This is a genomic window from Marinicauda pacifica (genome assembly GCF_004793635.1).
In the GTDB taxonomy this organism is placed as follows: Bacteria; Pseudomonadota; Alphaproteobacteria; order Caulobacterales; family Maricaulaceae; genus Marinicauda; species Marinicauda pacifica.
This window is the reverse complement of the sequence record NZ_SRXV01000002.1, coordinates 639,541-663,512: the sequence shown is the minus strand read 5'-3', so window position 1 is coordinate 663,512 and position 23,972 is coordinate 639,541. Positions and strand designations below refer to the sequence as shown.

The 23,972-nt window shown below is 64.8% G+C and carries 26 protein-coding genes and 1 tRNA gene; 11 read left to right on the top strand and 16 right to left on the bottom strand.

The features are described from left to right. Nucleotides 1-26: 26 nt before the first annotated feature. Nucleotides 27-959: a bifunctional methylenetetrahydrofolate dehydrogenase/methenyltetrahydrofolate cyclohydrolase FolD gene (gene folD / locus E5162_RS09395; protein WP_135944976.1), complete on the bottom strand. Its 933-nt coding sequence runs from the start codon at nt 957-959 to the stop codon at nt 27-29. Between the two features lie 22 nt (nt 960-981). Next, the gene (locus E5162_RS09390) at nt 982-1,293 is read right to left on the bottom strand and encodes a YggT family protein (RefSeq protein WP_135944975.1); all 312 of its coding nucleotides are present in this window, start codon (nt 1,291-1,293) and stop codon (nt 982-984) included. A 183-nt stretch (nt 1,294-1,476) separates the two neighbouring features. On the opposite strand from E5162_RS09390, the gene E5162_RS09385 reads away from it, so the two are divergent. Together E5162_RS09385 and E5162_RS09380 are read left to right on the top strand one after the other, a co-directional pair. Next, nucleotides 1,477-1,552: transfer RNA gene (locus E5162_RS09385), tRNA-Ala, on the top strand. Between the two features lie 494 nt (nt 1,553-2,046). Next, on the top strand, nt 2,047-3,888 hold the full coding sequence (locus E5162_RS09380; protein WP_135944974.1) for a DUF262 domain-containing protein: 1,842 nt from the start codon (nt 2,047-2,049) through the stop codon (nt 3,886-3,888). 103 nt (nt 3,889-3,991) lie between these two features. On the opposite strand, the gene E5162_RS09375 is transcribed toward E5162_RS09380, so the two are convergent. The 3 genes from E5162_RS09375 to E5162_RS09365 form a co-directional block, all read right to left on the bottom strand. Next, entirely contained in the window at nt 3,992-4,531 is a 540-nt protein-coding gene (locus tag E5162_RS09375) for an alpha-ketoglutarate-dependent dioxygenase AlkB (protein WP_158291265.1), read from the bottom strand. Nucleotides 4,532-4,624: 93 nt separating this feature from the next. Further along, nucleotides 4,625-5,131, bottom strand: a complete 507-nt coding sequence (locus E5162_RS09370) for a CC0125/CC1285 family lipoprotein (protein WP_135944972.1) — start codon at nt 5,129-5,131, stop codon at nt 4,625-4,627. A gap of 78 nt (nt 5,132-5,209) precedes the next feature. Next, nucleotides 5,210-6,013, bottom strand: a complete 804-nt coding sequence (locus E5162_RS09365; protein WP_158291264.1) for a MipA/OmpV family protein — start codon at nt 6,011-6,013, stop codon at nt 5,210-5,212. Between the two features lie 114 nt (nt 6,014-6,127). Between E5162_RS09365 and E5162_RS09360 the strand changes: the two genes are divergently transcribed. Further along, nucleotides 6,128-6,568 (top strand): hypothetical protein, encoded by a 441-nt coding sequence (locus E5162_RS09360; RefSeq protein WP_135944970.1) that lies wholly within the window; start codon nt 6,128-6,130, stop codon nt 6,566-6,568. A 25-nt stretch (nt 6,569-6,593) separates the two neighbouring features. Here the strand turns inward: E5162_RS09360 and E5162_RS09355 are convergent, their stop codons facing one another. Then, the gene (locus E5162_RS09355; RefSeq protein WP_135944969.1) at nt 6,594-6,875 is read right to left on the bottom strand and encodes a 4a-hydroxytetrahydrobiopterin dehydratase; all 282 of its coding nucleotides are present in this window, start codon (nt 6,873-6,875) and stop codon (nt 6,594-6,596) included. Between the two features lie 131 nt (nt 6,876-7,006). Here E5162_RS09355 and E5162_RS09350 point away from each other — a divergent pair, with 131 nt between their 5' ends. Both E5162_RS09350 and E5162_RS09345 read left to right on the top strand, forming a co-directional pair. Next, on the top strand, nt 7,007-7,279 hold the full coding sequence (locus tag E5162_RS09350) for a histidine kinase (protein WP_135944968.1): 273 nt from the start codon (nt 7,007-7,009) through the stop codon (nt 7,277-7,279). A gap of 67 nt (nt 7,280-7,346) precedes the next feature. Continuing rightward, a complete protein-coding gene (locus tag E5162_RS09345; RefSeq protein ID WP_135944967.1) occupies nt 7,347-8,054 on the top strand; it encodes an NAD-dependent deacylase in 708 nt (235 codons plus the stop codon). Here E5162_RS09345 and E5162_RS09340 read toward each other — a convergent pair. Next, nucleotides 8,051-8,458 (bottom strand): metallopeptidase family protein, encoded by a 408-nt coding sequence (locus tag E5162_RS09340; protein WP_135945118.1) that lies wholly within the window; start codon nt 8,456-8,458, stop codon nt 8,051-8,053. The two genes, E5162_RS09345 and E5162_RS09340, sit on opposite strands and share 4 nt — an antisense overlap. 114 nt (nt 8,459-8,572) lie before the next feature. On the opposite strand from E5162_RS09340, the gene mmcB reads away from it, so the two are divergent. Continuing rightward, nucleotides 8,573-9,016 (top strand): DNA repair putative endonuclease MmcB, encoded by a 444-nt coding sequence (gene mmcB, locus E5162_RS09335; RefSeq protein ID WP_135944966.1) that lies wholly within the window; start codon nt 8,573-8,575, stop codon nt 9,014-9,016. A 35-nt stretch (nt 9,017-9,051) separates the two neighbouring features. Here mmcB and E5162_RS09330 read toward each other — a convergent pair whose 3' ends face one another. Beyond that, nucleotides 9,052-9,603 (bottom strand): ActR/PrrA/RegA family redox response regulator transcription factor, encoded by a 552-nt coding sequence (locus tag E5162_RS09330; protein ID WP_135944965.1) that lies wholly within the window; start codon nt 9,601-9,603, stop codon nt 9,052-9,054. Nucleotides 9,604-9,706: 103 nt separating this feature from the next. Further along, nucleotides 9,707-11,068, bottom strand: coding sequence for an ActS/PrrB/RegB family redox-sensitive histidine kinase (locus E5162_RS09325; protein ID WP_135944964.1), 1,362 nt, complete (start codon nt 11,066-11,068; stop codon nt 9,707-9,709). A 364-nt stretch (nt 11,069-11,432) separates the two neighbouring features. Here E5162_RS09325 and E5162_RS09320 point away from each other — a divergent pair, with 364 nt between their 5' ends. Further along, nucleotides 11,433-12,080, top strand: a complete 648-nt coding sequence (locus E5162_RS09320) for an SCO family protein (RefSeq protein WP_135944963.1) — start codon at nt 11,433-11,435, stop codon at nt 12,078-12,080. 53 nt (nt 12,081-12,133) lie between these two features. Next, nucleotides 12,134-13,393 (top strand): polyhydroxyalkanoate depolymerase, encoded by a 1,260-nt coding sequence (locus tag E5162_RS09315; protein WP_135944962.1) that lies wholly within the window; start codon nt 12,134-12,136, stop codon nt 13,391-13,393. Nucleotides 13,394-13,432: 39 nt separating this feature from the next. Here the strand turns inward: E5162_RS09315 and E5162_RS09310 are convergent, their stop codons facing one another. After that, a complete protein-coding gene (locus E5162_RS09310; RefSeq protein ID WP_135944961.1) occupies nt 13,433-15,034 on the bottom strand; it encodes a hypothetical protein in 1,602 nt (533 codons plus the stop codon). A gap of 141 nt (nt 15,035-15,175) precedes the next feature. Next, complete coding sequence (locus E5162_RS09305; protein ID WP_135944960.1) at nt 15,176-17,107, bottom strand: transglycosylase domain-containing protein; 1,932 nt, start codon at nt 17,105-17,107, stop codon at nt 15,176-15,178. Nucleotides 17,108-17,283: 176 nt separating this feature from the next. Here E5162_RS09305 and E5162_RS09300 point away from each other — a divergent pair, with 176 nt between their 5' ends. Further along, nucleotides 17,284-17,502, top strand: coding sequence for a hypothetical protein (locus tag E5162_RS09300; RefSeq protein ID WP_135944959.1), 219 nt, complete (start codon nt 17,284-17,286; stop codon nt 17,500-17,502). Between the two features lie 97 nt (nt 17,503-17,599). Beyond that, nucleotides 17,600-17,836, top strand: a complete 237-nt coding sequence (locus E5162_RS09295; protein WP_135944958.1) for a hypothetical protein — start codon at nt 17,600-17,602, stop codon at nt 17,834-17,836. On the opposite strand, the gene E5162_RS09290 is transcribed toward E5162_RS09295, so the two are convergent. Next, the gene (locus E5162_RS09290) at nt 17,833-18,408 is read right to left on the bottom strand and encodes a hypothetical protein (protein WP_135944957.1); all 576 of its coding nucleotides are present in this window, start codon (nt 18,406-18,408) and stop codon (nt 17,833-17,835) included. The genes E5162_RS09295 and E5162_RS09290 overlap by 4 nt on opposite strands. A 65-nt stretch (nt 18,409-18,473) precedes the next feature. On the opposite strand from E5162_RS09290, the gene E5162_RS09285 reads away from it, so the two are divergent. Next, the gene (locus tag E5162_RS09285) at nt 18,474-19,484 is read left to right on the top strand and encodes a glycerophosphodiester phosphodiesterase family protein (protein ID WP_135944956.1); all 1,011 of its coding nucleotides are present in this window, start codon (nt 18,474-18,476) and stop codon (nt 19,482-19,484) included. Between the two features lie 152 nt (nt 19,485-19,636). Here the strand turns inward: E5162_RS09285 and ccoS are convergent, their stop codons facing one another. Genes ccoS through ccoG form a run of 4 tightly spaced genes read right to left on the bottom strand, consistent with a single transcriptional unit; the run spans nt 19,637 to nt 23,942 of the window. Continuing rightward, nucleotides 19,637-19,807, bottom strand: a complete 171-nt coding sequence (gene ccoS / locus E5162_RS09280; protein ID WP_135944955.1) for a cbb3-type cytochrome oxidase assembly protein CcoS — start codon at nt 19,805-19,807, stop codon at nt 19,637-19,639. Then, nucleotides 19,804-21,984 carry a heavy metal translocating P-type ATPase gene (locus E5162_RS09275; RefSeq protein ID WP_135944954.1) on the bottom strand — a complete coding sequence of 727 codons (2,181 nt, stop codon included), beginning with the start codon at nt 21,982-21,984 and terminating at the stop codon, nt 19,804-19,806. Before E5162_RS09275 ends, ccoS begins: the two co-directional genes overlap by 4 nt. After that, entirely contained in the window at nt 21,972-22,466 is a 495-nt protein-coding gene (locus tag E5162_RS09270) for a FixH family protein (protein WP_135944953.1), read from the bottom strand. Before E5162_RS09270 ends, E5162_RS09275 begins: the two co-directional genes overlap by 13 nt. Further along, nucleotides 22,467-23,942: a cytochrome c oxidase accessory protein CcoG gene (gene ccoG / locus E5162_RS09265; RefSeq protein ID WP_135944952.1), complete on the bottom strand. Its 1,476-nt coding sequence runs from the start codon at nt 23,940-23,942 to the stop codon at nt 22,467-22,469. Nucleotides 23,943-23,972 lie beyond the last annotated feature (30 nt).

The window sequence follows — 23,972 nt, the reverse complement described above, 5'->3', positions numbered from 1 at the left end:
TTCTCGCCGCAAAATACGAAAAACGCCTAGAGATCAGCCACCGCAGCGGGATAGTCGAGGCCCGCACGCGCGGCCGCGGCACGCACCGTATTCACCAGCAGGAAGCCGATCGTCATCGGTCCGACGCCGCCGGGCACCGGCGTGATGAAGGCGGCCTTCTGCGCGGCTTGTTCGAAGTTCACGTCACCGACCAGCCGGGTCTTGCCTTCGCCGCGCTCGGGCGCATCGATGCGGTTGATGCCGACATCGAGCACCGTGGCGCCGGGCTTGATCCACTCGCCCTTGACCATTTCAGGCCGGCCGACTGCGGCGACCAGGATGTCGGCGCTCGCGCACAGGCCGGGCAGGTCCTTCGTGCGCGAGTGGGCGAGCGTGACGGTGCAGTTCTGTTCCAGGAAGAGCAGCCCGGCCGGCTTGCCGACCAGGATGGAGCGTCCGATGACCACGACATGGAGGCCGGAGAGATCGCCCAGCGCCTCGCGCGCCAGCCAGACGCAGCCGGACGGCGTGCAGGGGCGCAGGCCGGGCGCGCCCTGGACCAGGCGCCCGGCAGAGGCCGCGGTCAGACCGTCCACGTCCTTGTCCGGGTCGATGGTCTCGATCACGCGGCGCGAGTCGATGTGATCGGGCAGGGGCATCTGGACCAGAATGCCGTCCACGCCCGGGTCCGCGTTCAGGTCCTCGACGATGGCGACCAGCGCGTCCTCGGAGAGATCGGCCGGCTTCTTGATCTCGATCGAGCGCATGCCGGAGGCTTCGGTGCGCTTGACCTTGTTGCGGACATAGACGTGGCTCGCCGGGTCCTCGCCGACCAGCACGACGGCCAGGCAGGGCGCGCGGCCGAGCGGGCCGGACAGCGCCTCGACCCCGGCCTGGGCACGGGAATCGATCAGCGCGGCGGCCGCCTTGCCATCGAGAAGGGAGGCTGCGCCGTCGACGGACTTGATGGCGTCGCTCATGCGGTTTCTTTCCGGGCGGACCCTAGCCGAACAGGCGCCACAGCACCTGGCCGACAATATAGTTGCGGACAAAGGCGATCAGCAGGAGCAGCACGATCGGGGACAAATCCATGCCGCCCAGCGGCGGCAGGATACGGCGGATCGGCGCGAGCAGCGGGGCCACGATGGCCTCTGTCGTCTGCCAGACCATGCGCACGAACTGGTTGTGGGCGTTGACCACGTTGAACGCGACGAGCCAGCTCATGATCACGTTCACGAACACGACGATGGTGAGAAGGGTCAGCAGCGGGCTGACGAAATAGGCGAGGATCGCCTGACCGAAAGTAAGTTCCATCTCGTGCCTCACGCTGGAAGGGAGTTTTAGAAAACGCCCCCGTCCTGTAGACGCGCAAGGGCGGTGCGATCAAGTCCTCTCGACGGCGCAAAGGCCCGGCGCAGGCGCGCATATGAACGCGCCTGCTTGACAGGAGAAGGGCTGAGCCGTAGGTCAGCGCTCTCGTTTCGACACGGGATTTGTGGGGCCGTAGCTCAGTTGGGAGAGCGCGTCGTTCGCAATGACGAGGTCAGGGGTTCGATTCCCCTCGGCTCCACCACTTCTTCCCACAACATATTGAGATAATGGGCTTGACGGGGCGTTTCGGAAGCGCCCCCTTTTTTCGCTGACGTTTCAGCTCGTAAGCGTAAGCCATGAAACTCAAATGTGTGAATTGGTGACCAAGAATTACCTCACTCTGAATTTTGGCCAATTATCTGAGATTGATTAATATTTCTCCTACATTAGAGGAGCTCTCGATCAGCGGCGACCGCAGCCCCATTTGAGCAGAGAAAATTAAATCGCTAACTCAATTACTCTGCGGGGTTCGGCGGGCGCAGTCGCTAACGTCGATTGACGCCGCTCCGCGCAGCAAGCAATCCACTGAACGACAAGGTACCCGCGACGCGCTTTTAAGTCGGTTTTTTTGCTGTTAGCAAACGAGATTCGCGGCGACCTCTGTTCGACGTAATTTACTTGCAGCTTCTGGCGCATCGGGCTGTAATGAACGTCGACGATCTACTTCTTTCTATAAGAATGCGAGGTAATTAAATAATGGTAGATATATCACCAGATAAACAGAATATAGAAAAACTATTTGGCACTACTGTCTACTCTATTGATTTCTATCAACGAGACTATAAGTGGAATGAAGAGCCTGTTACCCGCCTTTTAGATGATATTTTCTACGCGTTCGATGTAGCTTATAAAATAAATGAAAGCATCGATCCAAAACCTGAAACGGTCGCAGCTAAGTATCCATGGTATTACCTGAACACTTATGTCACTAACACAATTGATGGGCGTGTATACATCGTTGATGGGCAACAGCGCCTGACAACTCTGACGTTAGTCCTTATAAGTCTGATGCATCGCGCTGAAACTAAGCAGTCCAAACTAGCAGGCTGGGTGAAAAACAAGATCGCCGGACAGGCTGGCTTCGATACGCAGTTCTGGATGAACCACGAGCGCCATACAGCGACCCTAGAGGCGCTGTTCCGTGGCAATGAGGCTGTGCCAACTGAAAGCGGTCTAACCGCCGAAAATATGCTCAGAAATTATCGCGTGATTGATGATTATCTGAGCGACAAGCTGACAGATCAGCACAAGCTAGAAACATTTATTTTCTACTTTCTTCACCGTCTCGTTCTTATCAATCTGGCTGTCGAGCAAACAGACGTCCCGATGGTGTTCGAGGTGATAAATGACCGCGGTGTAAGGCTCCGTCCATATGAGATTTTGAAGGGCAAATTGCTTGGTCAGATTGATAAGCTTGAATTGGACTCTGGTAAGTTTAATGAAAAGTGGGAGCAGTGCGTAGATCGAGTAAATCAGCACCTTGATGATGAAATAGATGAATTCTTTGTCTACTATCTTAAATCAAAATTTTCAGATTCTCGTAAATCCGGCCAGCGTTTCGATCGAGATTATCATAGAGAAATTTTTAAACCGGACCTAAACAAAGATTTGAAACTCGAACGCAATCCGAATCGAGCAAAGTCGTTTATTAATAAAGAGCTGCAATATTTTACTAAATTATATGATCGCATAATGACACTCGCTTCTGAAGAAGTAGATGGCTTTGAAGAGGTTTATTATAACAATTTAAATGAAATGGATAGTCAATACCTACTTATACTTGCAAGCTGTAAGGTAAATGATCCAGAGGAAGATATCAAAATTAAATTCGTATCATATCATGTAGATAGGCTATTTTCGCTACTGCGACTTCAGCGTTCTTATGATAGCAATGAATTTTCTGATACAGTATTTGAAATTTCTGTTGAAATACGAGAAAAGACGGCAAAAGAAATCGCCTCTGTTTTCGAAGGAAAACTTATTGAGCTTCTGTCAAAACGAAGAGGCGCTGAGGTCGCCAATGCATTCGAGTATGGACAGTTTCGGAATACTTCTGTCTCTGATATTCCCACACGCTTTACGCGTTACTTTTTCGCGCGAGTGGACCGTTTGATCGCGAAAGAAACCAATTCTGGTGAAAAACATCCTTTCGGAGATTTGGTAACAAAGACTGGTGCGAAGAATGGATTTCATATTGAACATATTCTATCTTATAATAAAGAAAACATAAATATTTATGGTGGAGATGAAGAGCGTTTCGAGGCAGAGAGGAATCGTTTGGGTGGGGTTCTTCTTCTAAAGGGAAGAGACAACATTTCTAGTAACAACGAGTCATATAATCTCAAACTTAAATCATATGCGAAGACGCTACATTGGAATGAGTCACTTCGTGAAGACAGCTATAAATCTAAAAAGGATTTTGAGGGGTTTATAAGTAGGACGCATTTAGAGTTTGAATCGTGTACGGCCTTTGGTCCTGATGAATTAGAAAGGCGTCAGAAGCTTTTGTTTGAGATTGCAAAATACCTCTGGATATGAGCGAAATTGTTTCGTTTTTTACATAGGTGTAGCGCGGGCGGGCGGTTGCCCTTGCGAACCTTCGGGTTCGGGGAGGGGCGCGCCCTCCATCTCTCTCCAACGATCAAGGTTCGCGGATGGCCGTGCGGAAGGTCAGCGACACGCGGGGCGTGCGCGGGAGGCGCATCCCGTCAATCGTGTCCGAGCGGCGCGCGGGTATTTCGTGCGTCCAGTCATAGCGCGCCTCGCCGGTCAGAACGAGAAGGCTCAAGGGTGGCAGGACCAGGCTCGCGCTTTTGTCGCTCTGGCGGTGTCTGAACACCATCTCCACCGCACCGCCGAGACTGAGTGACGCAATGGCCGGCCCGAAACAGGGCTCGCAGTCGACATGGGCGGATATGCCTTGTTCGGGGCAGTATTCATTGACGATGACCTGGTCGGGGACGCGCTCGAACTCCGGCAGGTCGCCGATAGTGCTTGCCAGCGGGGTGAGCCAGAGCGGCAAGGGTCCAAGGCGCAGCGCGTGCGTGATTTTCCGCGCCCGGTAGTCGTAGCGCCAGCCATAATGCTGAACCCGGCGTTTCAGATCATCGCGCCATGGCCCGCCATCCAGCAGGTCGCGCAGACGCGGGGCGTCCCCGGCCGGGAGGTAGTCGAGACACAACCGTGCTCCGCGGGGCAATGGCGATCCGCCCCTGGACCTTCCCGCCGGGCTTTCCCTCGACGGCGGCCTGGCGCTCTCGCTCATTCTGCGTCCCTACCCCTCTCGCGTCTCCGGGATGTAGCGCGGTGCGAGGTCATTCCAGATCGCGTCGACGCTCATCATGTAGACCCGCTCTTCGGCCGGCAGATCGTCGTACTCGGCTGGCGTGAAGAACAGGATGCGCGCGTCGGCGTGCGGGGTGCGGTAGCTCGATGTCGACGGGCCGGTGACCGTGCCCTCGGTCTTGCAGGACCGGCCATAGCAATCGGTCGTGGTCGAGAAGGTCTCGGTATTGTCGGTGTAGAGGTGTTCCTCATACCCGCTGGCTTCCGACAGGGGCGTGAAGTGGGAGAAGCCGTTGGCGCGGCCGATCTCGGCGGCGCGCAGATAGATGTAGTCCTCGATCTGGGTGAGGTTGGCGAAGGCGCTGCCGTTCGAGCGGATGTCCCACATGCGTTCGCCGATCTGGCGATCGGAAACGCCCCCGGCCAGGCCCATATCCCCATATGACGTGCAGCTGACCGCGATGGCGGCCAGCGCGATGGTCAAAATCCGTTTCATCTTGCCCTCCCACAGGTTGGGCAAGTTCTATCCGCGGATCATGCCGCGGCTCAAGCGATTATCGAGATTTTCCGCCGCCTAGAATTTCCGCCCGAGACCGATGCCGGCGAAGACCTGGTCGGGGCTGCCGCGCTCGGCGACGATGGGCGAGTCGGCAAAATCGCCCAGAAGGCGCGAATAGCCGAAAATCGTCGTGACCGACCAGTCCGGCGTGATCCCCTGGTCCCAGATCGCCGTCAGGCTGATATCGCGAATACCCGACCCGGCCTCGTAGACCGGCAAGCCGGAAGCGGCCGCGCCCGCCGGGTCGATGGAGAAGTGAAGGTCGCCGTAATCCTCGCTGACACCCGTCACCGACAGGCCGATGCCGGCGAAGGAGGTGCGCGACAGCGGCGCACCGTACTGGATCTCGCCGCTCCAGATCGCGCCGCCGAACGTGCCGGTGACGTCGCCACCGGCGCGCGCGGTGACGCTGATCGAATCGTAGTCCGAGAGGAGGCCACGCGCGAGGTCGGCGCGGGCGAAGGCGCCAATCACGGCGGCGGTGTCGATTTCGGGCAGGCGGCGCACAACCGCGTCGTCAATGTCGTCGTCGCGGCCGCCATAGGCACGCGCATAGACGCCAAGCTCGACCGGACCGGACTCGTACAGCGTGGCCACGAGGCCCGGGCCTTCGGTCTGCAACGTCACCGAGCCGATCTCGACCCGCGCGGCGGCGAAGGGCAGGAAGCGATACTCGTCCGAGCCGGTGTAGTCGGGCAGCACCGCGACGCCGGCGGACACGAAATCGCGCGGCGCGACAGCGACCGGGCTTTCCGGCTTCTGCGCGAGGGCCGGGGCGGTCAACCCGAGAGCGAGCAGGCCGGGAAGAAGTCGGATCATGTCAGTCTCCATAAAGCTCAGCCACGCAAGGACGGCACGGGACACGGGCGGTGGCGCGCAATTTCGCGCGGGTCCCAACCGGTTGTTTACGCATTCGCGCTAGGGATGGATGCCATGACCCGCATGTTTTGTCTTCTCGCCCTGCTCCTCGCCTCCCTGCCGGCCGCTCATGCCGGGGGCGGTGCCCCTGCGCCTGCCGCCGAAGAAGCGCCCAGCCGGGGCGGGCGCTCCATCACTCATGTGGAAAGCTATGTGCCCTTCGATCCGATCCTGGCGGCCGTCCAGTCGGACATGCGCCTGCGCGGCGTCATTCATATCGAGCTGGGTCTGAATACCGAGGATGCCAGCCTGCGCGCGAAGATCGAGCAGCGCATGGCCCGCCTTCGCAACGCCTACAACTCGTCCATCGCGGTCTATACCGGCGTGCATTACCGCTTCGGCGAGATGCCCGATCCCGAGCTGATCGCGTCCATGCTGCAGCGCGCGACCGACGAGACGCTCGGCCAGGACGGAGCCGAGGTGCTGCTCAGCCTGGTCATGGTGAACGGGCGCTAGAGCGGCACACCCGCGGAGGCAGGCCCTAGCCCGCGATCTTGTCCATGAAGGCGGCCATTTTCGTGTCCTTGTCGGTCACGCCGCCAGCGTCGTGCGTGGTCAGGGCGACTTCAACCGTATTGTAGACATTCGACCATTCTGGATGGTGGTCCATCTTGTCGGCGAAGATTGCCACGCGCGCCATGAAGCCGAACGCCTCGTTGAAATCGGCAAACTTGAACGTCTTCTCGATGGCATCGCGGTCTTGCGCCGCGCTCCAGCCCGACAGCGTTCCGGCCGCGCGCTTGGCGCCGATTGTCTCAGCCATGATGGCCTCCTTGTCCGATCGATGGGTGTAGTGCGCAGTTTGCCCTTCGCGCGCCGGTCTTCAAGGCGTTTACCGAATAATGACGGGTTTCATGTCAGACTTGTTCCTCAATCCTGGAAAGGAGGCGTGTCATGACGCACTTTCTCAAATCGGATTCCAATCCGGACGGGCGCCGTCTGGAGGATATCCTGATCGAGCTGCGGGCCGATGTGCTCGTGCGCTGCACCAAGATCTCGGGCGATCTGCGTCCCGAGGCCCTCAAGGTGCTGTCCAACAACATGCAGGTGCTTCACCACCTGACGGCCGCAATCGAGCTGGCGCAAAGCTCGACCACGATTCTCGACCGGGCTTTCGGGCCGCCGGAATCCGGCGGCGATGCCGAGCCGCGTATCGGGGTGGCCTGACACCCACGTCTGGGCAGGACTGCCTGAACCGCCTACCCTGCCTGACAGGACAGGGAGAGCGGGCGCCATGGCCGAAAACATCGTCATCCTCACCGGAGCCGGCGTGTCGGCTGAAAGCGGGCTCGGCACCTTCCGCGATACGCACGGAGTGTGGGCGAAGTTTGACCCGATGAAGCTGGCGACGCCCGAGGGCTTCGCGGCCGATCCCGACACCGTCCACGCCTTCTACAATGCCCGCCGGGACGGCCTCGCCGCCGCCCGGCCCAATGCCGCCCATACCGCGCTGGCCGATCTTGAAGCGCACTGGCGCGAGTATGCGCGCGGCGAATTCCTCCTCGTCACACAGAATATCGACGATCTGCACGAGCGCGCCGGATCGCACGCGCCGGTCCATATGCATGGCGAGCTTCTCAAATCGCGCTGCAATCACTGCGGCCATCTGTTCGGCCACGATGACGCCTTGTCGGTCGACCGCGCCTGCGAGGCCTGTGCGCGCACCGGCAGCTTGAGACCCCACGTGGTCTGGTTCGGGGAAATGCCGCTCGATCTCGATGCGATCTATGACGCCCTGGCGCGCTGCGATGTGTTCGTCGCGATCGGCACGTCGGGGACGGTCTATCCGGCCGCCGGCTTCGTGCAGGAGGCCCGCCTGGCGGGCGCACGTACGGTGGAACTGACGCTGGAGCCCGGCGAGATCAGCCCCGCCTTCGACGAGGCCCATTACGGCCCGGCGACGGAGGTGGTGCGCGACTGGGCCGAGCGGATGAAAGCCTAGTCGGCGGCATCCTCGATGGCGTGCATGTCGTCGTCCGAGAGGCCGAAATGATGGCCGATCTCGTGCACCAGCACATGGCTGACCAGATCCTTCAGCGTCACGTCGCCGCGCTCGCACCATTCCAGCAGGATGGGCAGGCGGTAGAGGAAGACATAGTCGGGCCCGCCCGGGTCGACACTGGATTTCTGGGTCAGGTCGACGCCGTGATAGAGGCCGGACAGCTCGTACGCGCTCTCCATTCCGAAATGGGCGAGCGTCTCCTCGTCGGCAAAGTCGACGACCTGGATCACCACATTGCCGCACATGCGCCGGAACGCCTCGGGCAGCGCTTCCCAGGCCTGTTCGGCCAGGGTCAGCATCTCTTCCTGGGAGGGGGCGAGTTCGGGCGCGGCGGTCTGGGTCATGGTCGGGTCCGGTCTGAGCGTGGTCAGCAGGTAGTCGCCGTGGCCGCGCCGGGCAAGCGCCGGTCGTGAACCCGACCGCTTGCGCGCGGAACAAAGTTTGAACATATTGACGCGATGACCCGTGCCAGCCTCGCCTCCGCCACCAATCCGGCCATTGACGACGCGCATGCCTTGATGCGCGGGACGGCCCGTCTTCTCTATGATCTGGGGATTAATGCCATCCCCGAATTTACCCTGCCGTGCGGGCGCCGGGCGGACCTGGCAGGTCTCGGGCCGAAGGGCGAAATCGTCATCGTCGAGATCAAGTCGGGCATCGCCGATTTCCGCACGGACCAGAAATGGCCGGATTATTTCGACTGGTGCGACCGCTTCTTCTTCGCGGTCTCCGACCGGTTTCCCGCTGCCGTCCTGCCCGAACAGACCGGCCTTATCGTCGCGGATGCCTTCGGTGCGGGGATCGTGCGCGAGAGCCCGGTGGACAAGCTCGCTCCGGCCCGGCGCAAGGCCCTGACCCTGCGCTTCGCCCGGCATGCGGCGGAAAGACTACTGAGGGTGTAAACGCGAAACCGGTTCCCACTTTCGCTGACAACGCTTTAGCGCGGCGCGCGCTTGGCCAGGATGCGCTGCAGCGTGCGGCGGTGCATGTTCAGGCGGCGCGCGGTCTCGGAGACATTGTGATCGCACAGCTCGAAGACGCGCTGGATATGCTCCCAGCGCACCCGGTCCGCACTCATCGGATTCTCGGGCGGGGCCGGCTTGGCGTCAGGCGCAGCCAGCAGCGCCTTGGCGACATCGTCGGCATCGGCCGGCTTGGACAGGTAATCCACCGCGCCGGATTTCACGGCAGCGACCGCGGTCGCAATATTTCCGTAGCCGGTCAGCATGACCACCCGGCAGTCGGCGCGATGGCTGTGCAACGCCTTGACCACCTGCAGGCCGTCTCCGTCGCCGAGCCGCAGGTCGACAACCGCGAAGGCAGGCGGGTTCTTGCCGGCAATCTCGAGCGCTTCGGCGACGCTCGCCGCCTCGACGACCTTGAAACCGCGATGCGTCATCGCGCGGCCGAGCCGTGTGCGGAACGGCGTGTCATCGTCGAGAATGAGGAGGGATTTATCCTCGGGCAGGTTCAGCTCTGCATCGCTCATGGCTCGTATCCAGTCTCAAATCACTGATGGGCTATGACAGGGATATAGACTGCGTGCGCGCGGCCTCAAACCCCCCGCAGGCGGGTGGGTGAGATTGCAGACCTTAGGACAGCGTCCCGGGAATCTCTTCTTCCTCGGCCTCTTCCTCCGGGTCGGCGGGGGCGGCCAGCGCCTCGCGCGGCCAGGTCAGCAGGACGCGGGCCCCGCCGCGGGCGGTACTGTTTGAAAAGTCGACATGTCCGCCCAGGCGCTCGGTCAGGGTGATCGCGATGAAAACGCCGAGCCCCATGCCGCCGCTGCCCTCGCGCCCGCGCCGGGTGGTGACGTAGGGCTCTCCCAGCTTGGCCAGGATATCGGGCGGGAAGCCCGGTCCGTCATCCTCGATCTCGACCATGATGCGCTCGGGGTCCCAGCGCCCGGTGATGTCGACGCGGGTGTGGGCGTAGTCCACAGCGTTTTCCACGAAATTGCCGACCGCGTAGAGCATCTCCGCGCTGCGCCGGATCAGCGGCGGGTCCAGACGGTCTTCCAGCGCATTGAGGTGGATGCCGATCTGGGCGCCGAGACCGCGCAACGGGGCCGCCGCCTCCTCCAGCGCATCGCCCAGCGCCAGCCGGTCGTGCATCCTGTCGCTGGCTTCCTGGGTCTGGGACAGGCGTTTGAGGATGTCGCGGCAGCGCTCGGCCTGGCTGACCAGCAGCGCGGCGTCCTCGCGCACGCTATCGCTTTCGGCAAAACGCAGCATCTCCTTGGCGGTGACCTGGATCGTCCCCAGCGGCGTGCCCAGCTCGTGCGCGGCCGCAGCCGACAGCGCGCCGAGCGCGGACAGGCGCTGCTCGCGCGCCAGGACAGTCTGGGTCGCCGCCAGAGCCGTGCCCATGCGCTTGGCTTCGCGGCCCACCCGCCAGGCATAGACGGCCGTGAACGCGATCGTGATCGCCATGGCGAACCAGATCGCGGCCTGGTAGATCGACGGCAAGGTGACCGGGAAGGCGCCCTGCCAGGGCAGGGGCAGGTGCCACAGGCTGATCGCGATGGAGCCGGCGACCGCCATCCCAGCCAGGGGAATCCACAGCCGCGGCGGCAGCGACGCCACCGAGATCACAAGCGGGGCGATCATGATGATCGCGAACGGGTTGGTCAGCCCGCCAGTGAGCGCGAGCAGAACCATGAGCTGGATCAGGTCATAGCCGAGCTGGGCTGCCGCTTCCCAGTCCTTGGCAAAGCGCTGGGTCGGCTGGGTGACGGCGAGCGAGACGTTGAGCACTGCGCTGGCCGCGATCACGCCCAGACAGGCTGCGATCGGCAGGTCGAACCCCATGACCAGATTGACGCCGAGCACGGTGGCGGTCTGGCCCGCGACCGCCAGCCATCGCAGCATGATCAGCGTGCGCAGGCGCACTCGCCCGAACATCGGCGACAGGGACATCTCGCTGGCCACGGCGTGCCATTCAGGATCGTTCATCGGATGTCGCTCGCCTGCGGGGTCGGGGCCGGAACTGCCGGCTGGAAAGACTGTGCCAGCCCCGGAGAGAAGCAGAGTCCGGGTCAAGGCGAAAGGGACCGAACGCCGCACCGGACGATCCGGGGTGTGGACATGGCAGGTGTTGCGCTGCAGCATGCGGCCCGATCCCGCGACCGCCGGGCACATCGACGGTTACAACGTTGGGCATCTCGCCGGTCGCGCCAACATCGTGTATAGGGGGCGTCCTTGATGTGGGGCGGCCTTGTGTGCAGCCGCACACGCCCCGAGATCGCCCGGCGTCTCGCCAGGATCGCGCCAATAGCCGGCGCGCCGCGACGATGGCCGGCCACAGTGAGGAAAGTCTATGCAGAACCGTCCTGTCTGGCTCCTGCCGGTGCTGGCGACCCTTCTGGCCCTCGTGGCCGTGTTTGCTCTGCTGGTCGTACGCGGCGCGGGGGGAGACGGTCGGAGCCTGCCGGCCACGCGCACCTCGGGCGAGGCCCAGGTGGGCGGGGACTTCACCCTGGTCGACGAGACCGGGGCGACCGTCACGAACGCCGATTTCGAAGGCCAGGCGATGCTGATCTATTTCGGCTTCACCTACTGCCCGGACATCTGTCCGTTCAGCCTGCAGATCCTCGCCGACGCGCTGTCGCGGCTGAACGAAGAGCAGCGCGCGCAATTCCAGCCGCTCCTGATCACCGTCGACCCCGAGCGGGACACGCCCGAAGTGCTCGCCGAATATGTTGACTCGCCGGCCTTCCCGGACCGGCTGAAAGGCCTGACCGGAACGCCCGAGCAGGTCAGCCAGGCGGCCCGCGCCTACCGCGTGTACTATGCGCGCGCCGAAGACCCCCAGACGACCGGGGGATACACCATGGACCATACGAGCCTCATCTACCTGATGGACAGAGAGGGCAGGTTCGTCGACGTCTTTCCCCATACGGCCGATCCGGAAACTATCGCCTCGCGGCTGCGCCAGTTTCTCGCCAATGACGCGCGTGCGTCCTGATCGTCCTTGACCCGAGCCTGCGCCGTGTGCGCGCAGGTCAGGAGGCCTGACCCATGCTCTACTCTTTTCTGGAAATGAGCCGTGCGGCGATGATGCCCTGGCGCGCCGCCGCCAACGCGACCCGCGAGGCATTGCGCGACCCGCACAATCCGGTGGCCGATACGCTGGCCGGCCGGGCCATGGCCGCGTCCGCCGACGTGTTCGAGAGCCTGACGCGCCAGTACGGCAAGCCGGACTGGGGGTTCGACTGCACCCGCGTGAACGGGCTGGACGTGCCGGTCGAGATCGAGACGGTCTGGTCGAAGCCGTTCTGTTCCCTGGTCCATTTCAAGCGCGACCGGGAGGCGCTCGCCAAGGTGCGCGGTGTGGCGCCGGAGGCCATTGACGATCCGGTCGTGCTGATCGTCGCGCCGATGTCGGGCCACCACGCGACCCTCCTGCGCGGCACTGTGCAGACCTTCCTGCCCGATGCCGACGTCTACATCACCGACTGGGCCGATGCGCGCATGGTGGCGGTGGACGAGGGCGCGTTCGACCTGGACGATTTCGTCGACTATGTGCGCGCCATGATCACCGAGGCGGGACCGGGCGCCAATGTCGTGGCCGTCTGTCAGCCCGGGCCTGCCACCCTGGCAGCCGTCGCGCTGATGGCCGAGGACGAGGATCCGGCCCGCCCGGCGACGATGACTTTCATGGGCTCGCCCATCGACACGCGCAAATCGCCCACCGTGCCCAACAAGCTGGCCGAGGAGCGGCCCTATTCCTGGTTCCGCGACCAGCTGATCCACACCGTCCCGGCCGGCTATCCCGGCGCCCTGCGGCGCGTGTATCCCGGCTTCCTGCAGCTGACCGGCTTCATCAACATGAATCTGGACCGCCACGTCGATGCGCACTGGCAGTATTTCAACGAGCTCGTCGCCGGGGACGGGGACAGTGCGGACAATCACCGCGCTTTCTACGACGAATACCTGTCGGTGATGGATCTGACCGAGGAATTCTATCTGCAGACCATCTGCGACGTGTTCCAGGAGCAGAAGCTGGCGCGGAGAAACATGACCGTGCGCGGGCGCCCGGTGCGCCCGGATACGATCCGGGACGTCGCCCTTCTGACCGTGGAAGGCGAGAATGACGATATCTCCGGCATCGGCCAGACCCAGGCGGCTCACACATTGTGCACGGGGCTGAGCGACAGCCTGCGCGAGGATTACGTGCAGCCGGGCGTCGGCCATTACGGCGTGTTCAACGGCTCGCGCTTCGCGGACGAGATCGCGCCGCGCATGCGCGCCTTCATGGCGCGCCACGCTCGCAAATAAGCCGCCCGGGCCGGCTTGTCCGGCCCGGACTCTTCCGGCCTACTCTTGGTCTTCGCCCTCGTGCCGGACGGTGACGTTGAGCATGGCGGGATCGAAACGGCCCTCTTCGGAGGCCTCGATGATCCTGCCGATGGAGACCGGCTCTTCGGGATCGGCGCTGATGACCACCGTTCCGCCTTCCTGGAGGAACAGGGTCAGCGCCTGTGAGACCGAACCGACAAGCGGGCGGGGAATTTCAGGCGGCGCCATCATGACCCCCATTCCCAGCATGCCGATCATCTGGCTGCGCACGGTGGCCGGATCGACATTCTGGCGCGTCGCAGCGGCGTCCAGGGCCCGGTCCAGCAGCGAGCGGTCCTCGATCGCGATGCGCATCCGGTTCAGCATCAAGGGCTCATAGGCGGCCTTCAGCGCCGGATCCATCTGGGCCGGGCTGAGCGCGCCGGGCGTCTTGGCGCCTTCGGTCTGGTCGAACATGTCGGCCATGGCCGCGCCATAGCGCTCCATGTAGGCCTCGATCCCGGAGAAATCCTGATCGAAGCGGATCTCGAACCCGTCTTCCAGGCGCAGATAATTCTCGCCGCGCGTATACATGCGGTCGGCTTCGGTGTCGTAGACGCTCTCCCCGCGCATGGAAAAGTCGAACGCCTCATAGCCCAGCATCTCCAACGCGCCGGCCACCTGATCGCCGGCCTGGGTGCCCTCGCGCGCCGCGACGCGCAGAAGCGGCATCTCCGAGACCTGGACAAGCTCGCCGCCGCGTTCGCGAGAGGTGCCGGTCAGCTCTTCCATGGTCACCACGACCCCGTCGGCATCCACGTTCAGCCCGCGCAGCGCGACGCTGGAATACAGGTTGACCGGCAGCAGCATGTCGCTCATCGGATCCATGCCGCTCTCGCCGCCCTCGAACAGGGCCTGGACGAGGCCAGCCTTCAGGCCCTCGGCGCGTACCTCGTCGAGCGAAAAGCGCACCGGCTGCGTGGCGTCCTGCGAAAACGCCGCGAAATCGTCCATGACGAAAGAGGACAGGGTCTCGCCGTCGAACGAGTCCATGGCCAGGGCGCCGAGCCGGAGCTGAAGCGGGGTCTCGTCCTCGACGGTCGTCATCGAGACGGAGTCCACGCCCAGACCCTCAAAGCTGTATGCGGCGATGTCCTGGAAGGGCGCGGTATAGTCTTCGGCGTCCGCGCGTCCGCTTATCACGTCGCCGATCAGGGCGGCGAGGCCGGGGCCGGGCGCATCGATATAGACCCGCGCGATCTGAACCTGATCGGGCCCCTCCGCGTCACCGGCAATGCCCGTGGCATGCAGCCGGTCGAAGGCGACATGGCCGGCCTCGGTCACGCGGGGGGCGGCGATGACCAGCTCCTCGATCGTGAAGCCGCGTTCCTCGGCATCGGCCGGCGCGTAAGTCAGATTGGTGAAGGTATAGACCCCGTCCTCGAAGCTCTGCTCCTCCCAGCTCAGCGCCTCGTTGGCGACCAGGTTCAGGGCTGCCAGCCCGTCTTCGGCCTGGCTGAGCGTGACTTCGGTCGGCGCACTCTCGCGTCCCGGCGTGCCGGTGTCGCCTGAGCCGCAGGCGGTCAGACCCAGCGCGAGTGCCAGCACGCTCGCCGAGCCGAGAGCGGATACCTTCATCATGTCGTGTCCTCTTGATTGAGCTATGCGCACAACGCGGCTGCGCGCCCCTGGGCTCCAGACTACCGGCAAATCGGGCGGAAATGCGAGCCTTTCGCGAGCCGCAGCGCACGAACGCGCCGCACGCCGGGGCCTGACCGGCCGCTACTCGCCCGAGCCGAGGCGCTGGAGCAGCGCGCCGATGGCATCGTTGCCGGCGGCCGACGAGACGGACGCATCGGCGTCAGGCCCGGCCTCGGCAGGACCAGGCTCCGCGCGGGCGCCAACCATCGTCGTCGACGGCGCGCCGACCGCCGGAGCATTGGTCACGAAGCGCGCGAAGATCCGGGCCGGCCCCGCACCGCCGACCGCATGGTCGGTGGGCGAGCCATCGTCATTGCCCGTCCAGACCGCGGTCAGGAGCCCGTCCGACCAGCCCACGAACCAGGCATCGCGATTGTCGTTGGTGGTGCCTGTCTTGCCGCGCACAATGCGTCCGGGGACGGCCGCGTTGCGGCTGGTCCCGCGCGCGACCGAGGCGGCGAACAGACGGTCCATGTCGCTGCGCACGCGGGCGGCGAGGACCAGTTCCGGCGCCGGTATCTCGCGTTCGAACACGGTCTCGCCCGCCGCTGTCTCGATCCGCGTGATGGCATGGGGGTCGACGCGCAAGCCGCCATTCATGAAGGGTGCGTAGGCGCCGGCGAGCTCGAGCGGCGTGACCTCGTAGGCCCCCAGCGCAACCGCGCGCGTATTTTCCATGGGGCTCTCGATCCCCATGCGCTGGGCGGTACGCAGCACCCAGCCGCGGCCGGTCGCTTCGGACAGCTGGACGGCAATGGCGTTCGACGAGGTGGCGAAGGCCTCTTCCAGCGTCATCCGGCCCTCATAGCGGCCATTATAGTTTTCCGGCGACCAGGTGCCGTAGCTGACCGGCGCGTCGTCGAACACATCGTCGGGCGAGAAGCCGCCCTCGAAAGCGGCAGCATAGACGAAAGGTTTGAAGGCCGAGCCGGGCTGACGCCGTGCGTTGATCGCGCGGTTGAACGGTGAGCGCGTATAATCGGTGCCGCCGACTAGAGCGCGCACCCCGCCCGCGCCATCGAGCGCGATCAGCGCTCCGGTCTGCGCGCCGCGGGCGATCTCCGGGTCGGCCAGACCCTGTGTCAGGGCGAGTTCGGCGGCGCGCTGCGCATCGACATCGAGCGTGGTGTAGACGACCAGGTCGGTGTCGCGCACCGAAGTCTGCTCACGGACCTGGCCGACGACCCAGTCGGCGAACCAGCCCGCGCCCGGGCTGGACAGTCCGCGCGAGACGCGGATCGGCACTTCGGCGGCGGCCACGCGTTCGGCCTCGTTGATGGCGCCGGTATCGTGCATCAGGTCCAGGACCACGGTGGCGCGCACGGCCGCGCGGCGGGCATCGCTGGCCGGCGAGTAGCGTGAGGGCGCCTTGAGCAGCCCGGCCAGAAGCGCTGCCTCGCCCCAGCTCAGATCGTGGACCGACTGGCTGAAATAGCGCTGGGAGGCCGCGTCCGCCCCCCAGGCCCCGGCGCCGAAATAGACCCGGTTCAGGTAGAGGGCGAGGATTTCATCTTTTGAATAACGATGCTCCAGCATGAGGGCGAGCATCATCTCCTGCGCCTTGCGCCGGTAGGTGCGCTCCGGGCTCAGGAACAGGTTCTTGGCCAGCTGCTGGGTGATGGTCGACCCGCCCTGGACGACGCCGCCCGCGCGCATATTGGCCAGCGCGGCGCGGCCGGTGCCGATGAGGTCGATCCCAAAGTGCGAATAGAAGCGCCGGTCCTCCACTGCGAGCACGGCCGTGACCAGGCGCTCGGGCAGGTGGTCGGCGGTGATGGCCACGCCAACGCCGCCGCCGCGCCGCGTGATGACCCGGCCTTCGCGATCGAGAAGCGTAATGGCGCCGGTCCGCTCGGCGGGGGCGAGCTGTGTCGTGTCGGGCAGGTCGCGCGCCAGCCAGATCACCAGCCAGCCGGCCGCCAGCGCGCCGACGACGGCAAGGCTGAGCGCGCCGCGAAGCAGCAGCGTCCAGCGGGATCGTCTGGAAGGCGGGGCGGGTTTGCGGCGGGCCATGGGCGGTCTTGCGTCTTTCCAGATCGGGGCGTCACGCCTGCAGCGTGCGCGCTCGCTCACGAAACACGATCGGGTGTTAAGGCCGCGTGAACCCTGTTGGCGGGCGGCGCGCATTTTCTGCGCTTGCTCCATGGCCAAACACGGACAACACTGGGGCCAATTGAAGGGGGGCTGTCATGCTCGCAGAGATCGCCGACCGCCGTACGCGCACGGGTCTGTTCATCGCCATGCTGGCTGCGGCCGGCGCGCTCACGGCCTGTGTCAACCTGCCCGAAGGCGACACGGTCTGCCCCGATCAGGGCCCCAATTCGGATAGCTGGCCCTATTGCGGCCAGGCGGATCCGGGCGGGCCGGGGCCGGTCGACGACCCGATCGACCCCAGCGGCCCCTATTGAGGCCAGGCTGAACGCCGGATGAGCGCGCCGCTCAGCGCGCGCTCAGACTGGACCGGTCAGGGTGGCCATCGCGTGCAACAAGCGTGGGGAGCCCGTCATGTCCGCCGTGCCCGATGAAATCATGATCGCCGCCATCGCCCTGGTGGCCGGCCTGTCGCTTGCCATCCCGGTGCGCCTGGTCGGTCTGCGTGAAACGGTCTCGGCCATGGGGGCCATGCTGGCGGCGCTCAACCGCCGCAAATTCACGCTGCTCCTGTTCGGCGTGATCGGGGCGCTGGCCGGGCTCTGGCGCTTCGACCAGGTGCGCGCCCTGTTCTTTGGCTGGTTCTTCTAGGGGGCTTCGGGTGCCGGCGGGGCCTTGGCAGCCTCTTCGCGTTCGAGAAAATCGAAGCCGATTCCGCCGCCCCCGCCGTATTCGCCGTGCTCGTAGCGGCGCGACTGGTCATCGAACCAGTCGACCAGGTGCTGGACCAGATGGGCGAAGAAGGCCTGCATCACCGCGTCATTGCGCGGTGTCTCGAAGCTGTAGGTCTTCCCGCCCTCGATATGAATGTCCATCACGGTGCCGTTGGCGGCGGCAATCAGCACGACGCGCATCCAGTCGCCATTCCGGCTGACGCGTACGCCCAGGCCGAACCGGATCGGGGCGAGGGGCAGGAAATGCTGGCCGGACACCGAGAAGGCGCCCGACTGGTGATCCTGCGGCGTCCATGCGCCTTCGGGCGGGACCAGATAGCAGCAGCGGGCCTCGGGCCTCCCGCCGAGATACTGGCAGAAGCCGTTGCTGATCGCCTCGGCCAGCGAGCGCACGCGCGAGTAATTCTCCAGGCTCAGCGTCCCGTAGCGCTCGGCCGAATCGGCCAGCGTGTCGAACGGGGACGCCGTCTTCGGGTCAGTGTCGCTCAATTGTCATTCCTCTCCGTTATGGCCTCAGACTAGAGAACGCGTGCGCTCAAAGGGAGGGTATTATCATGCGAAAGATCACGGCATGGACCGCAATCGCGGTCGCGGGAATGACGATGGGGATCGCGACGGGAATGACGGCAGCGCAGGCGCCCGGGGCCGGATGGGCCACGCTGGACGGGACGCCGCCCCTGGTGATTGCCCACCGCGGCGCGAGCGGGCTGCGTCCCGAACACACGCTGGCCGCCTACGAGGTGGCGCTGGAGCAGGGCGCCGACATCATCGAGCCGGACCTGCAGATGTCGCGCGACGGCGTGCTGATCGTGCGGCACGACCCCTATCTGTCCAGCTCGACCGATGTCGCCGACCGGCCCGAATTTGCCGATCGCCGCGCCGAGCGTTTCGGGCGGGAGGACTGGTGGGTGGCCGACTTCACGGCCGCCGAGCTTCAGAGCCTGTTCGCGCGTCAGACCATGGAGGATCGCAGCGACGCGCATGACGACCGGCATCGCGTGCTGAGCTTCGAGGCTCTTCTCGATTTCGTCGAGGCGCGCCAGGCCGAGTGCGGCTGCCGCGTCGCGATCGAGCCCGAGGTCAAGCTGCCCGCGCAATACGCCGCGCTCGGCCTCGATCCGCTGCCGGCCCTCATCGCGGCGCTGGACGCGCGCGGTCTGAACGCGGCCGATGCCCCCGTCATCGTCCAGTCCTTCGACCCGGAATTTCTCCGGCGCCTCGATGCGGTCAGCGATGTGCGCCTGGCCATGCTCTATAGCGGACCGGACGAGGCGGACGCGAATGCGGGCGGGCTGACGCTCGAAGAGATCGCCGCCTTCGCCGACGGCGTCGGCCCGTACAAGGCCAATCTCATGACCCCTGACGGCGACTCCACCGGCTATGTCGAGGCGGCTCATGCGGCCGGGCTCGTCGTCCACACCTGGACGGTGCGAGATGACCGCGCGCCGCTCGTTGGCGAAACCGTCGAGGACGAGCTGCGCGCGCTCTACGCGCTTGGCGTCGACGGCGTCTTCACCGACTTCCCCGCCACCGCAGTGCGGGTCCGCGCACAGATGGGCGAATAGCGATCGCGCGGGGGGGAGGCTTTCCGGCCTCCCTCCTCCTTCCTGACGTTCGCCGGGTAGGAGGCACTGCGAGTGCCGTCCGATGGGTCAAATGCTCTGAAATCCCGGGCGAAGCGCAGACCCAGGAGCCCGTGGACAGAAAGAACCAGGGCCTACCGCTCCTCATCCTCGTCCACGATGGGGCCTTCGTCATCGATCAGGATGCGTTCTGCGGCGCCGTCGAGATCCTCGTACTGGCCCGAGCGCACGCTCCAGAAGAAGGCGGCCAGGCCGGCCGCGCCGAGGCCAAGCGCAATCGGTATGAGCCAGAGCAGGGCCGTCATTTGCGCATCAGCCTCATCGCGTTGGCGGTGACCAGGAGCGAGCTGGCCGACATGGCGATCGCGGCGACCAGCGGCGTGACGAAGCCGAACACGGCCAGTGGCACGGCGATGCAGTTATAGATCACGGCGAGACCGAAATTCTCGAACACGCGCATCCGGGCGGCGCGGGCCACGTCGATCGCGACGGGGATCGCCGACAGCCGGTCGCCCTGGATCACCAGATCGGCCGCCGAACGCGAGATTTCCGCCGCCGATCCCATCGACATGGAGACATGGGCGGCGGCCAGCGCCGGCGCGTCGTTCAGCCCGTCGCCGACCATGAGCGGGTTTTCGCCGGCCAGCGCCTCGATGCGGGCGATCTTCTCGGTCGGCTTCAGCTCGGCCGAATAGGTGTCGATCTTCAGGTCGCGCGCCACCGCGGCGACGGGACCCTCGCGGTCCCCGGACAGAAGCTCGCTCGTCAGGCCGCGCGCGCGCAGGCCCTGCACTGCCTCGGCGGCATCCGGCCTCAGCGCATCGGAGAAGACGAAGCGCACCGGGGCCGCGTCGCCGCGCTGGAACCAGGCTTCCATGGCATGAGCCTGGGGACCGGAGGAGTCTGAGTCCACGCCGAGCCAGCCGGCCGAGCCGAAGCGCAGGCGCTCGCCCTCATAGTTGCCCTGCAGCCCGCCTCCGGCCACCTCTTCGATGTCGCTTGCCGTATCACCCATGCCGGCGGCATCGGCCACGGCGCGCGAGAGCGGGTGGTGGGAGCTGCGCGCCAGCTTGGCCGCGAGCTCGATGGTTTCCGGCCTCAGCGCATGGGGGTTGAGCAGTTTGGGCTTGCCGAGTGTCAGCGTGCCGGTCTTGTCGAACAGCACCCGGTCCGTCGTCGCCAGCCGCTCCAGCGCGTCGCCGGACTTGACCAGCACGCCTTCGCGGTAAAGCCGCCCGCAGGCCACGACCTGAACCGCAGGAACCGCCAGCGCCAGCGCGCACGGGCAGGTGATGATCAGTACCGCGATGGCGTTCAGGATGCCCGCATGCACGCTGCCGCCGATCACGACCCAGCCGATCAGGGTCAGGGCGGCCAGCGAGTGGACCATCGGCACGTAGAGCCGCGCGGCCCGGTCGGCCCAGCGCACATAGGTGGACCGGCTCTGCTCGCCGGCTTCGACCAGGCGCGCGATCTCGGCCAGCAGGGAATCCTCGCGCGCTGCCGTCGCCGTGATGGTCAGCGTGCCCGACAGCGAGACCATGCCCGAATACACGTTGTCGCCCGGTTCCAGGTGCAACGGGCGCGTCTCCCCGGTCACCAGCGAGGCGTCGATCTCGCCGCGTCCCTCCACGATCTCGCCGTCGACCGGCATGCGGTCTCCCGCCGCCACGACCAGCCGGTCGCCGGGGACTACCTCGCGCGCCGGGATCGCCTTGACCTTGCCGTCCGCGTCGATGCGGTGCGCCACGCTCGCCTGCAGCGCCGCCAGCTGGCGCGCCGCCTGACCGGCTTTCGCGCGCAGGCGCGAATCCAGATAGCGCCCGATCAGGAGGAAGAAGAGCAGCATGACCGCGGCGTCGAAATAGGTATCGCCGTGACCGATGAAGAGCTCGTAGAGCGACAGGCCGAGCGCCAGGATCACCGCCAGCGAGATAGGCACGTCCATGTTCACGCTGCGTGCCTTCAGCGCCCGGAACGCGCTTTCGAAGAAGGGCCGTCCGGCAAAGGCGGCCGCAGGCAGGGCGATCACCGCGGAGATGTAATGCAGCAGGAGCAGGGTCCCGCTGTCCATCTCCCCCTCTCCGGCCCAGACCGAGACCGAGAGCAGCATGACATTGGCCGCTGCAAAGGCCGCCACCGCGAGCGCGCGCAGCAGGCGGCGCTCTTCGGACCGGCCCGGATCCTCACCGGTTTCCGGCTGGAAGGGGCTGGCCGCATAGCCGAGCGACTTGACGGTCTTCAAAATCGTGCGCGCTTCCTCGTCGGCGCCGGCAAACGTCACCGCCAGCCGCCCCGTGGAGAGGTTGAGCCGGGCGCTGCGCACGCTGCCCAGCGCCGCCAGCCCTGTCTCAATCTTGGCGATACAGCCCGCGCAGTGCGCGCCCTCCACCGCCAGGTCGAGCGCCTTGACCTCGCCGGTCTCGCGCACGAAGGCGGTCGGGTCGTCACTCCGAATATCGGCGGCGTCTAGCGGCGCCATAGCCTGTGCTCCATTTCGAACGGGCGCGCCCCGTCCACCTGGGCGGTCAGGATCCACACGCCCTCGGGCAGGTCGCGGGCCTCGGCCACATAGACGCCCGGCTCGCGTTCGTGAAAGGCCAGCGGCCGGTCGAGCGCGGTATCGGCCGGGTGGCGCAGGCGCCCTTCCAAGAACACGCCGGAGACCGGCTCGCCCTCGGCCGACTCCAGGGCCACGAAGACCTGCTCGTCCTCCAGATTGACGGCCGCCTGCCAGCCGATCTCGGCCTGCATGCGGCGCGCCTCGATGACCTCGTTATACTCCAGCCCCTGCACGTAGGAGCGCGGCGTGTCCTCTCCGGAAAACGTGCGCAGGGCCAGGGTGATGAACAGCACGTTGACCGCAATCGTCACGCCGAAAAACCCGATCAACCCGAACAGCACGTGATGGCCCTTGATCACGAAGCGCGGCGGCTCACGATCTACATAATTGTCGGTCGTCATCTATCGGCCTCCGGCCTGGAATACGGTCTGGGTTTCGGCCCGTTCCCCGCTCGCCGGGTCTTCGACCACGAAAGTCACCGGCTCGCTGGCGCTGTCGATCGCGCCGGGCGGCAGTGTCAGAAATACCCGGAAATCGCGCGTCTCGTCGGCATCCACCGTCAGCGTCTCGCCGGTCTCCTCGCCCAGGACACGGACGTCGAATGCCGGGTTGCCCTCGACAGACAGGACAAAATCGCGCTCGGTCCCCGCCTTGTTCAGCACCTTGACCGTATAACCGTTTCGCACCGATCCGTCCGACAGCATCACATAGTTGGGGTTGCGGTCCCGGTCGGCATTCAGTTCAAGTTCGGTGCGGTTCAGCAGACCGGCCAGCATGATCCCGGCCACGATCAGCGCGGTGATCCCGTAATACAGCGTACGCACCCGGATGAAGCGGTAGCGCGGTGTCTCACCCTTCAGGCGCCGGTCGATATTGTCGTCGGTCTCGTAGGCGATCAGCCCGCGCGGACGCCCGACCTTGTCCATGATGTCGTTGCAAGCATCGATGCACAGCGCGCAGCCAATGCATTCCAGCTGCGGCCCGTTACGGATGTCGATGCCCATCGGGCAGGCCGCCACGCACGCCTTGCAGTCGATGCAGTCGCCGCGCCCCTCCCAGCTGTCGCCAGCCTTGTGCGCGCCGCGCGGTTCGCCGCGATCCACGCGGTAGGCGACGTTCAGGGCCTCGCGGTCGGTCATCGCGGCCTGGATACGCGGCCACGGGCACATATAGGTGCACACCTGCTCGCGCATCGTGCCGGCCAGCGTATAGGTGGTGAAGGTCAGCAGGACGAAGAAGACGTAGGACGTCAGTGCCGCCTCGCCGGTGAGGAAATTCTCCACCAGGTCGAAAGCGTCGTAAAAATACAGAATCCAGGCCCCGCCCGTGGCCGCCGCGATGACCAGCCAGACCGCGTGTTTGGAGATTTTCTTGCGCGCCTTGTCAAAGCTCCTCGGCGCCTTGTCGAGCTTCATGCGCTTGTTGCGGTCGCCCTCGAAAAAGCGCTCCACGGCGATGAACAGGTCGGTCCACACCGTTTGCGGGCAGGCATAGCCGCACCACACCCGGCCGAACAGCGCGGTCGCCAGGAAGAGCAGCAGGGCGGCCAGGATCAGCAGGCCGGTGATGTAATAGACTTCCTGCGGCCAGATCTCGATGAAGAAGAAATAGAAGCGCGCATTGGCAAAATCGACCAGCACGGCCTGGTCCGGCGCGTTTGGACCCCGGTCCCAGCGCACGAAGGGCAGGACGTAATAGAGCCCCAGCGCCAGCGCCATGAAGATCCATTTGAAACGCCGGAACGGACCTTTCACCAGCTTGGGATAGATCGGTTCGCGCTTCTGGTAGAGCTCGCGCGTGTCCTTGTCGTTGACCGCCTCGGCATCGCTGCGCGCGATGCCGGGGGCCATTTGCGGACGTCGGTCGATCAGATTCATGACGTGGGTCTCCGGCAATCTGCCGGAACG

What these genes read in the sequence shown, in the direction of transcription:
- folD (WP_135944976.1), bottom strand. Translation starts at nt 959, where the DNA reads ATGAGCGACGCCATCAAGTCCGTCGACGGCGCAGCCTCCCTTCTCGAT.
- E5162_RS09390 (WP_135944975.1), bottom strand. Translation starts at nt 1,293, where the DNA reads ATGGAACTTACTTTCGGTCAGGCGATCCTCGCCTATTTCGTCAGCCCG.
- E5162_RS09380 (WP_135944974.1), top strand. Translation starts at nt 2,047, where the DNA reads ATGGTAGATATATCACCAGATAAACAGAATATAGAAAAACTATTTGGC.
- E5162_RS09370 (WP_135944972.1), bottom strand. Translation starts at nt 5,131, where the DNA reads ATGAAACGGATTTTGACCATCGCGCTGGCCGCCATCGCGGTCAGCTGC.
- E5162_RS09365 (WP_158291264.1), bottom strand. Translation starts at nt 6,013, where the DNA reads ATGATCCGACTTCTTCCCGGCCTGCTCGCTCTCGGGTTGACCGCCCCG.
- E5162_RS09360 (WP_135944970.1), top strand. Translation starts at nt 6,128, where the DNA reads ATGACCCGCATGTTTTGTCTTCTCGCCCTGCTCCTCGCCTCCCTGCCG.
- E5162_RS09355 (WP_135944969.1), bottom strand. Translation starts at nt 6,875, where the DNA reads ATGGCTGAGACAATCGGCGCCAAGCGCGCGGCCGGAACGCTGTCGGGC.
- E5162_RS09350 (WP_135944968.1), top strand. Translation starts at nt 7,007, where the DNA reads ATGACGCACTTTCTCAAATCGGATTCCAATCCGGACGGGCGCCGTCTG.
- E5162_RS09345 (WP_135944967.1), top strand. Translation starts at nt 7,347, where the DNA reads ATGGCCGAAAACATCGTCATCCTCACCGGAGCCGGCGTGTCGGCTGAA.
- E5162_RS09340 (WP_135945118.1), bottom strand. Translation starts at nt 8,458, where the DNA reads ATGACCCAGACCGCCGCGCCCGAACTCGCCCCCTCCCAGGAAGAGATG.
- mmcB (WP_135944966.1), top strand. Translation starts at nt 8,573, where the DNA reads ATGACCCGTGCCAGCCTCGCCTCCGCCACCAATCCGGCCATTGACGAC.
- E5162_RS09330 (WP_135944965.1), bottom strand. Translation starts at nt 9,603, where the DNA reads ATGAGCGATGCAGAGCTGAACCTGCCCGAGGATAAATCCCTCCTCATT.
- E5162_RS09325 (WP_135944964.1), bottom strand. Translation starts at nt 11,068, where the DNA reads ATGAACGATCCTGAATGGCACGCCGTGGCCAGCGAGATGTCCCTGTCG.
- E5162_RS09320 (WP_135944963.1), top strand. Translation starts at nt 11,433, where the DNA reads ATGCAGAACCGTCCTGTCTGGCTCCTGCCGGTGCTGGCGACCCTTCTG.
- E5162_RS09315 (WP_135944962.1), top strand. Translation starts at nt 12,134, where the DNA reads ATGCTCTACTCTTTTCTGGAAATGAGCCGTGCGGCGATGATGCCCTGG.
- E5162_RS09310 (WP_135944961.1), bottom strand. Translation starts at nt 15,034, where the DNA reads ATGATGAAGGTATCCGCTCTCGGCTCGGCGAGCGTGCTGGCACTCGCG.
- E5162_RS09305 (WP_135944960.1), bottom strand. Translation starts at nt 17,107, where the DNA reads ATGGCCCGCCGCAAACCCGCCCCGCCTTCCAGACGATCCCGCTGGACG.
- E5162_RS09300 (WP_135944959.1), top strand. Translation starts at nt 17,284, where the DNA reads ATGCTCGCAGAGATCGCCGACCGCCGTACGCGCACGGGTCTGTTCATC.
- E5162_RS09295 (WP_135944958.1), top strand. Translation starts at nt 17,600, where the DNA reads ATGTCCGCCGTGCCCGATGAAATCATGATCGCCGCCATCGCCCTGGTG.
- E5162_RS09285 (WP_135944956.1), top strand. Translation starts at nt 18,474, where the DNA reads ATGCGAAAGATCACGGCATGGACCGCAATCGCGGTCGCGGGAATGACG.
- ccoS (WP_135944955.1), bottom strand. Translation starts at nt 19,807, where the DNA reads ATGACGGCCCTGCTCTGGCTCATACCGATTGCGCTTGGCCTCGGCGCG.
- E5162_RS09275 (WP_135944954.1), bottom strand. Translation starts at nt 21,984, where the DNA reads ATGGCGCCGCTAGACGCCGCCGATATTCGGAGTGACGACCCGACCGCC.
- E5162_RS09270 (WP_135944953.1), bottom strand. Translation starts at nt 22,466, where the DNA reads ATGACGACCGACAATTATGTAGATCGTGAGCCGCCGCGCTTCGTGATC.
- ccoG (WP_135944952.1), bottom strand. Translation starts at nt 23,942, where the DNA reads ATGAATCTGATCGACCGACGTCCGCAAATGGCCCCCGGCATCGCGCGC.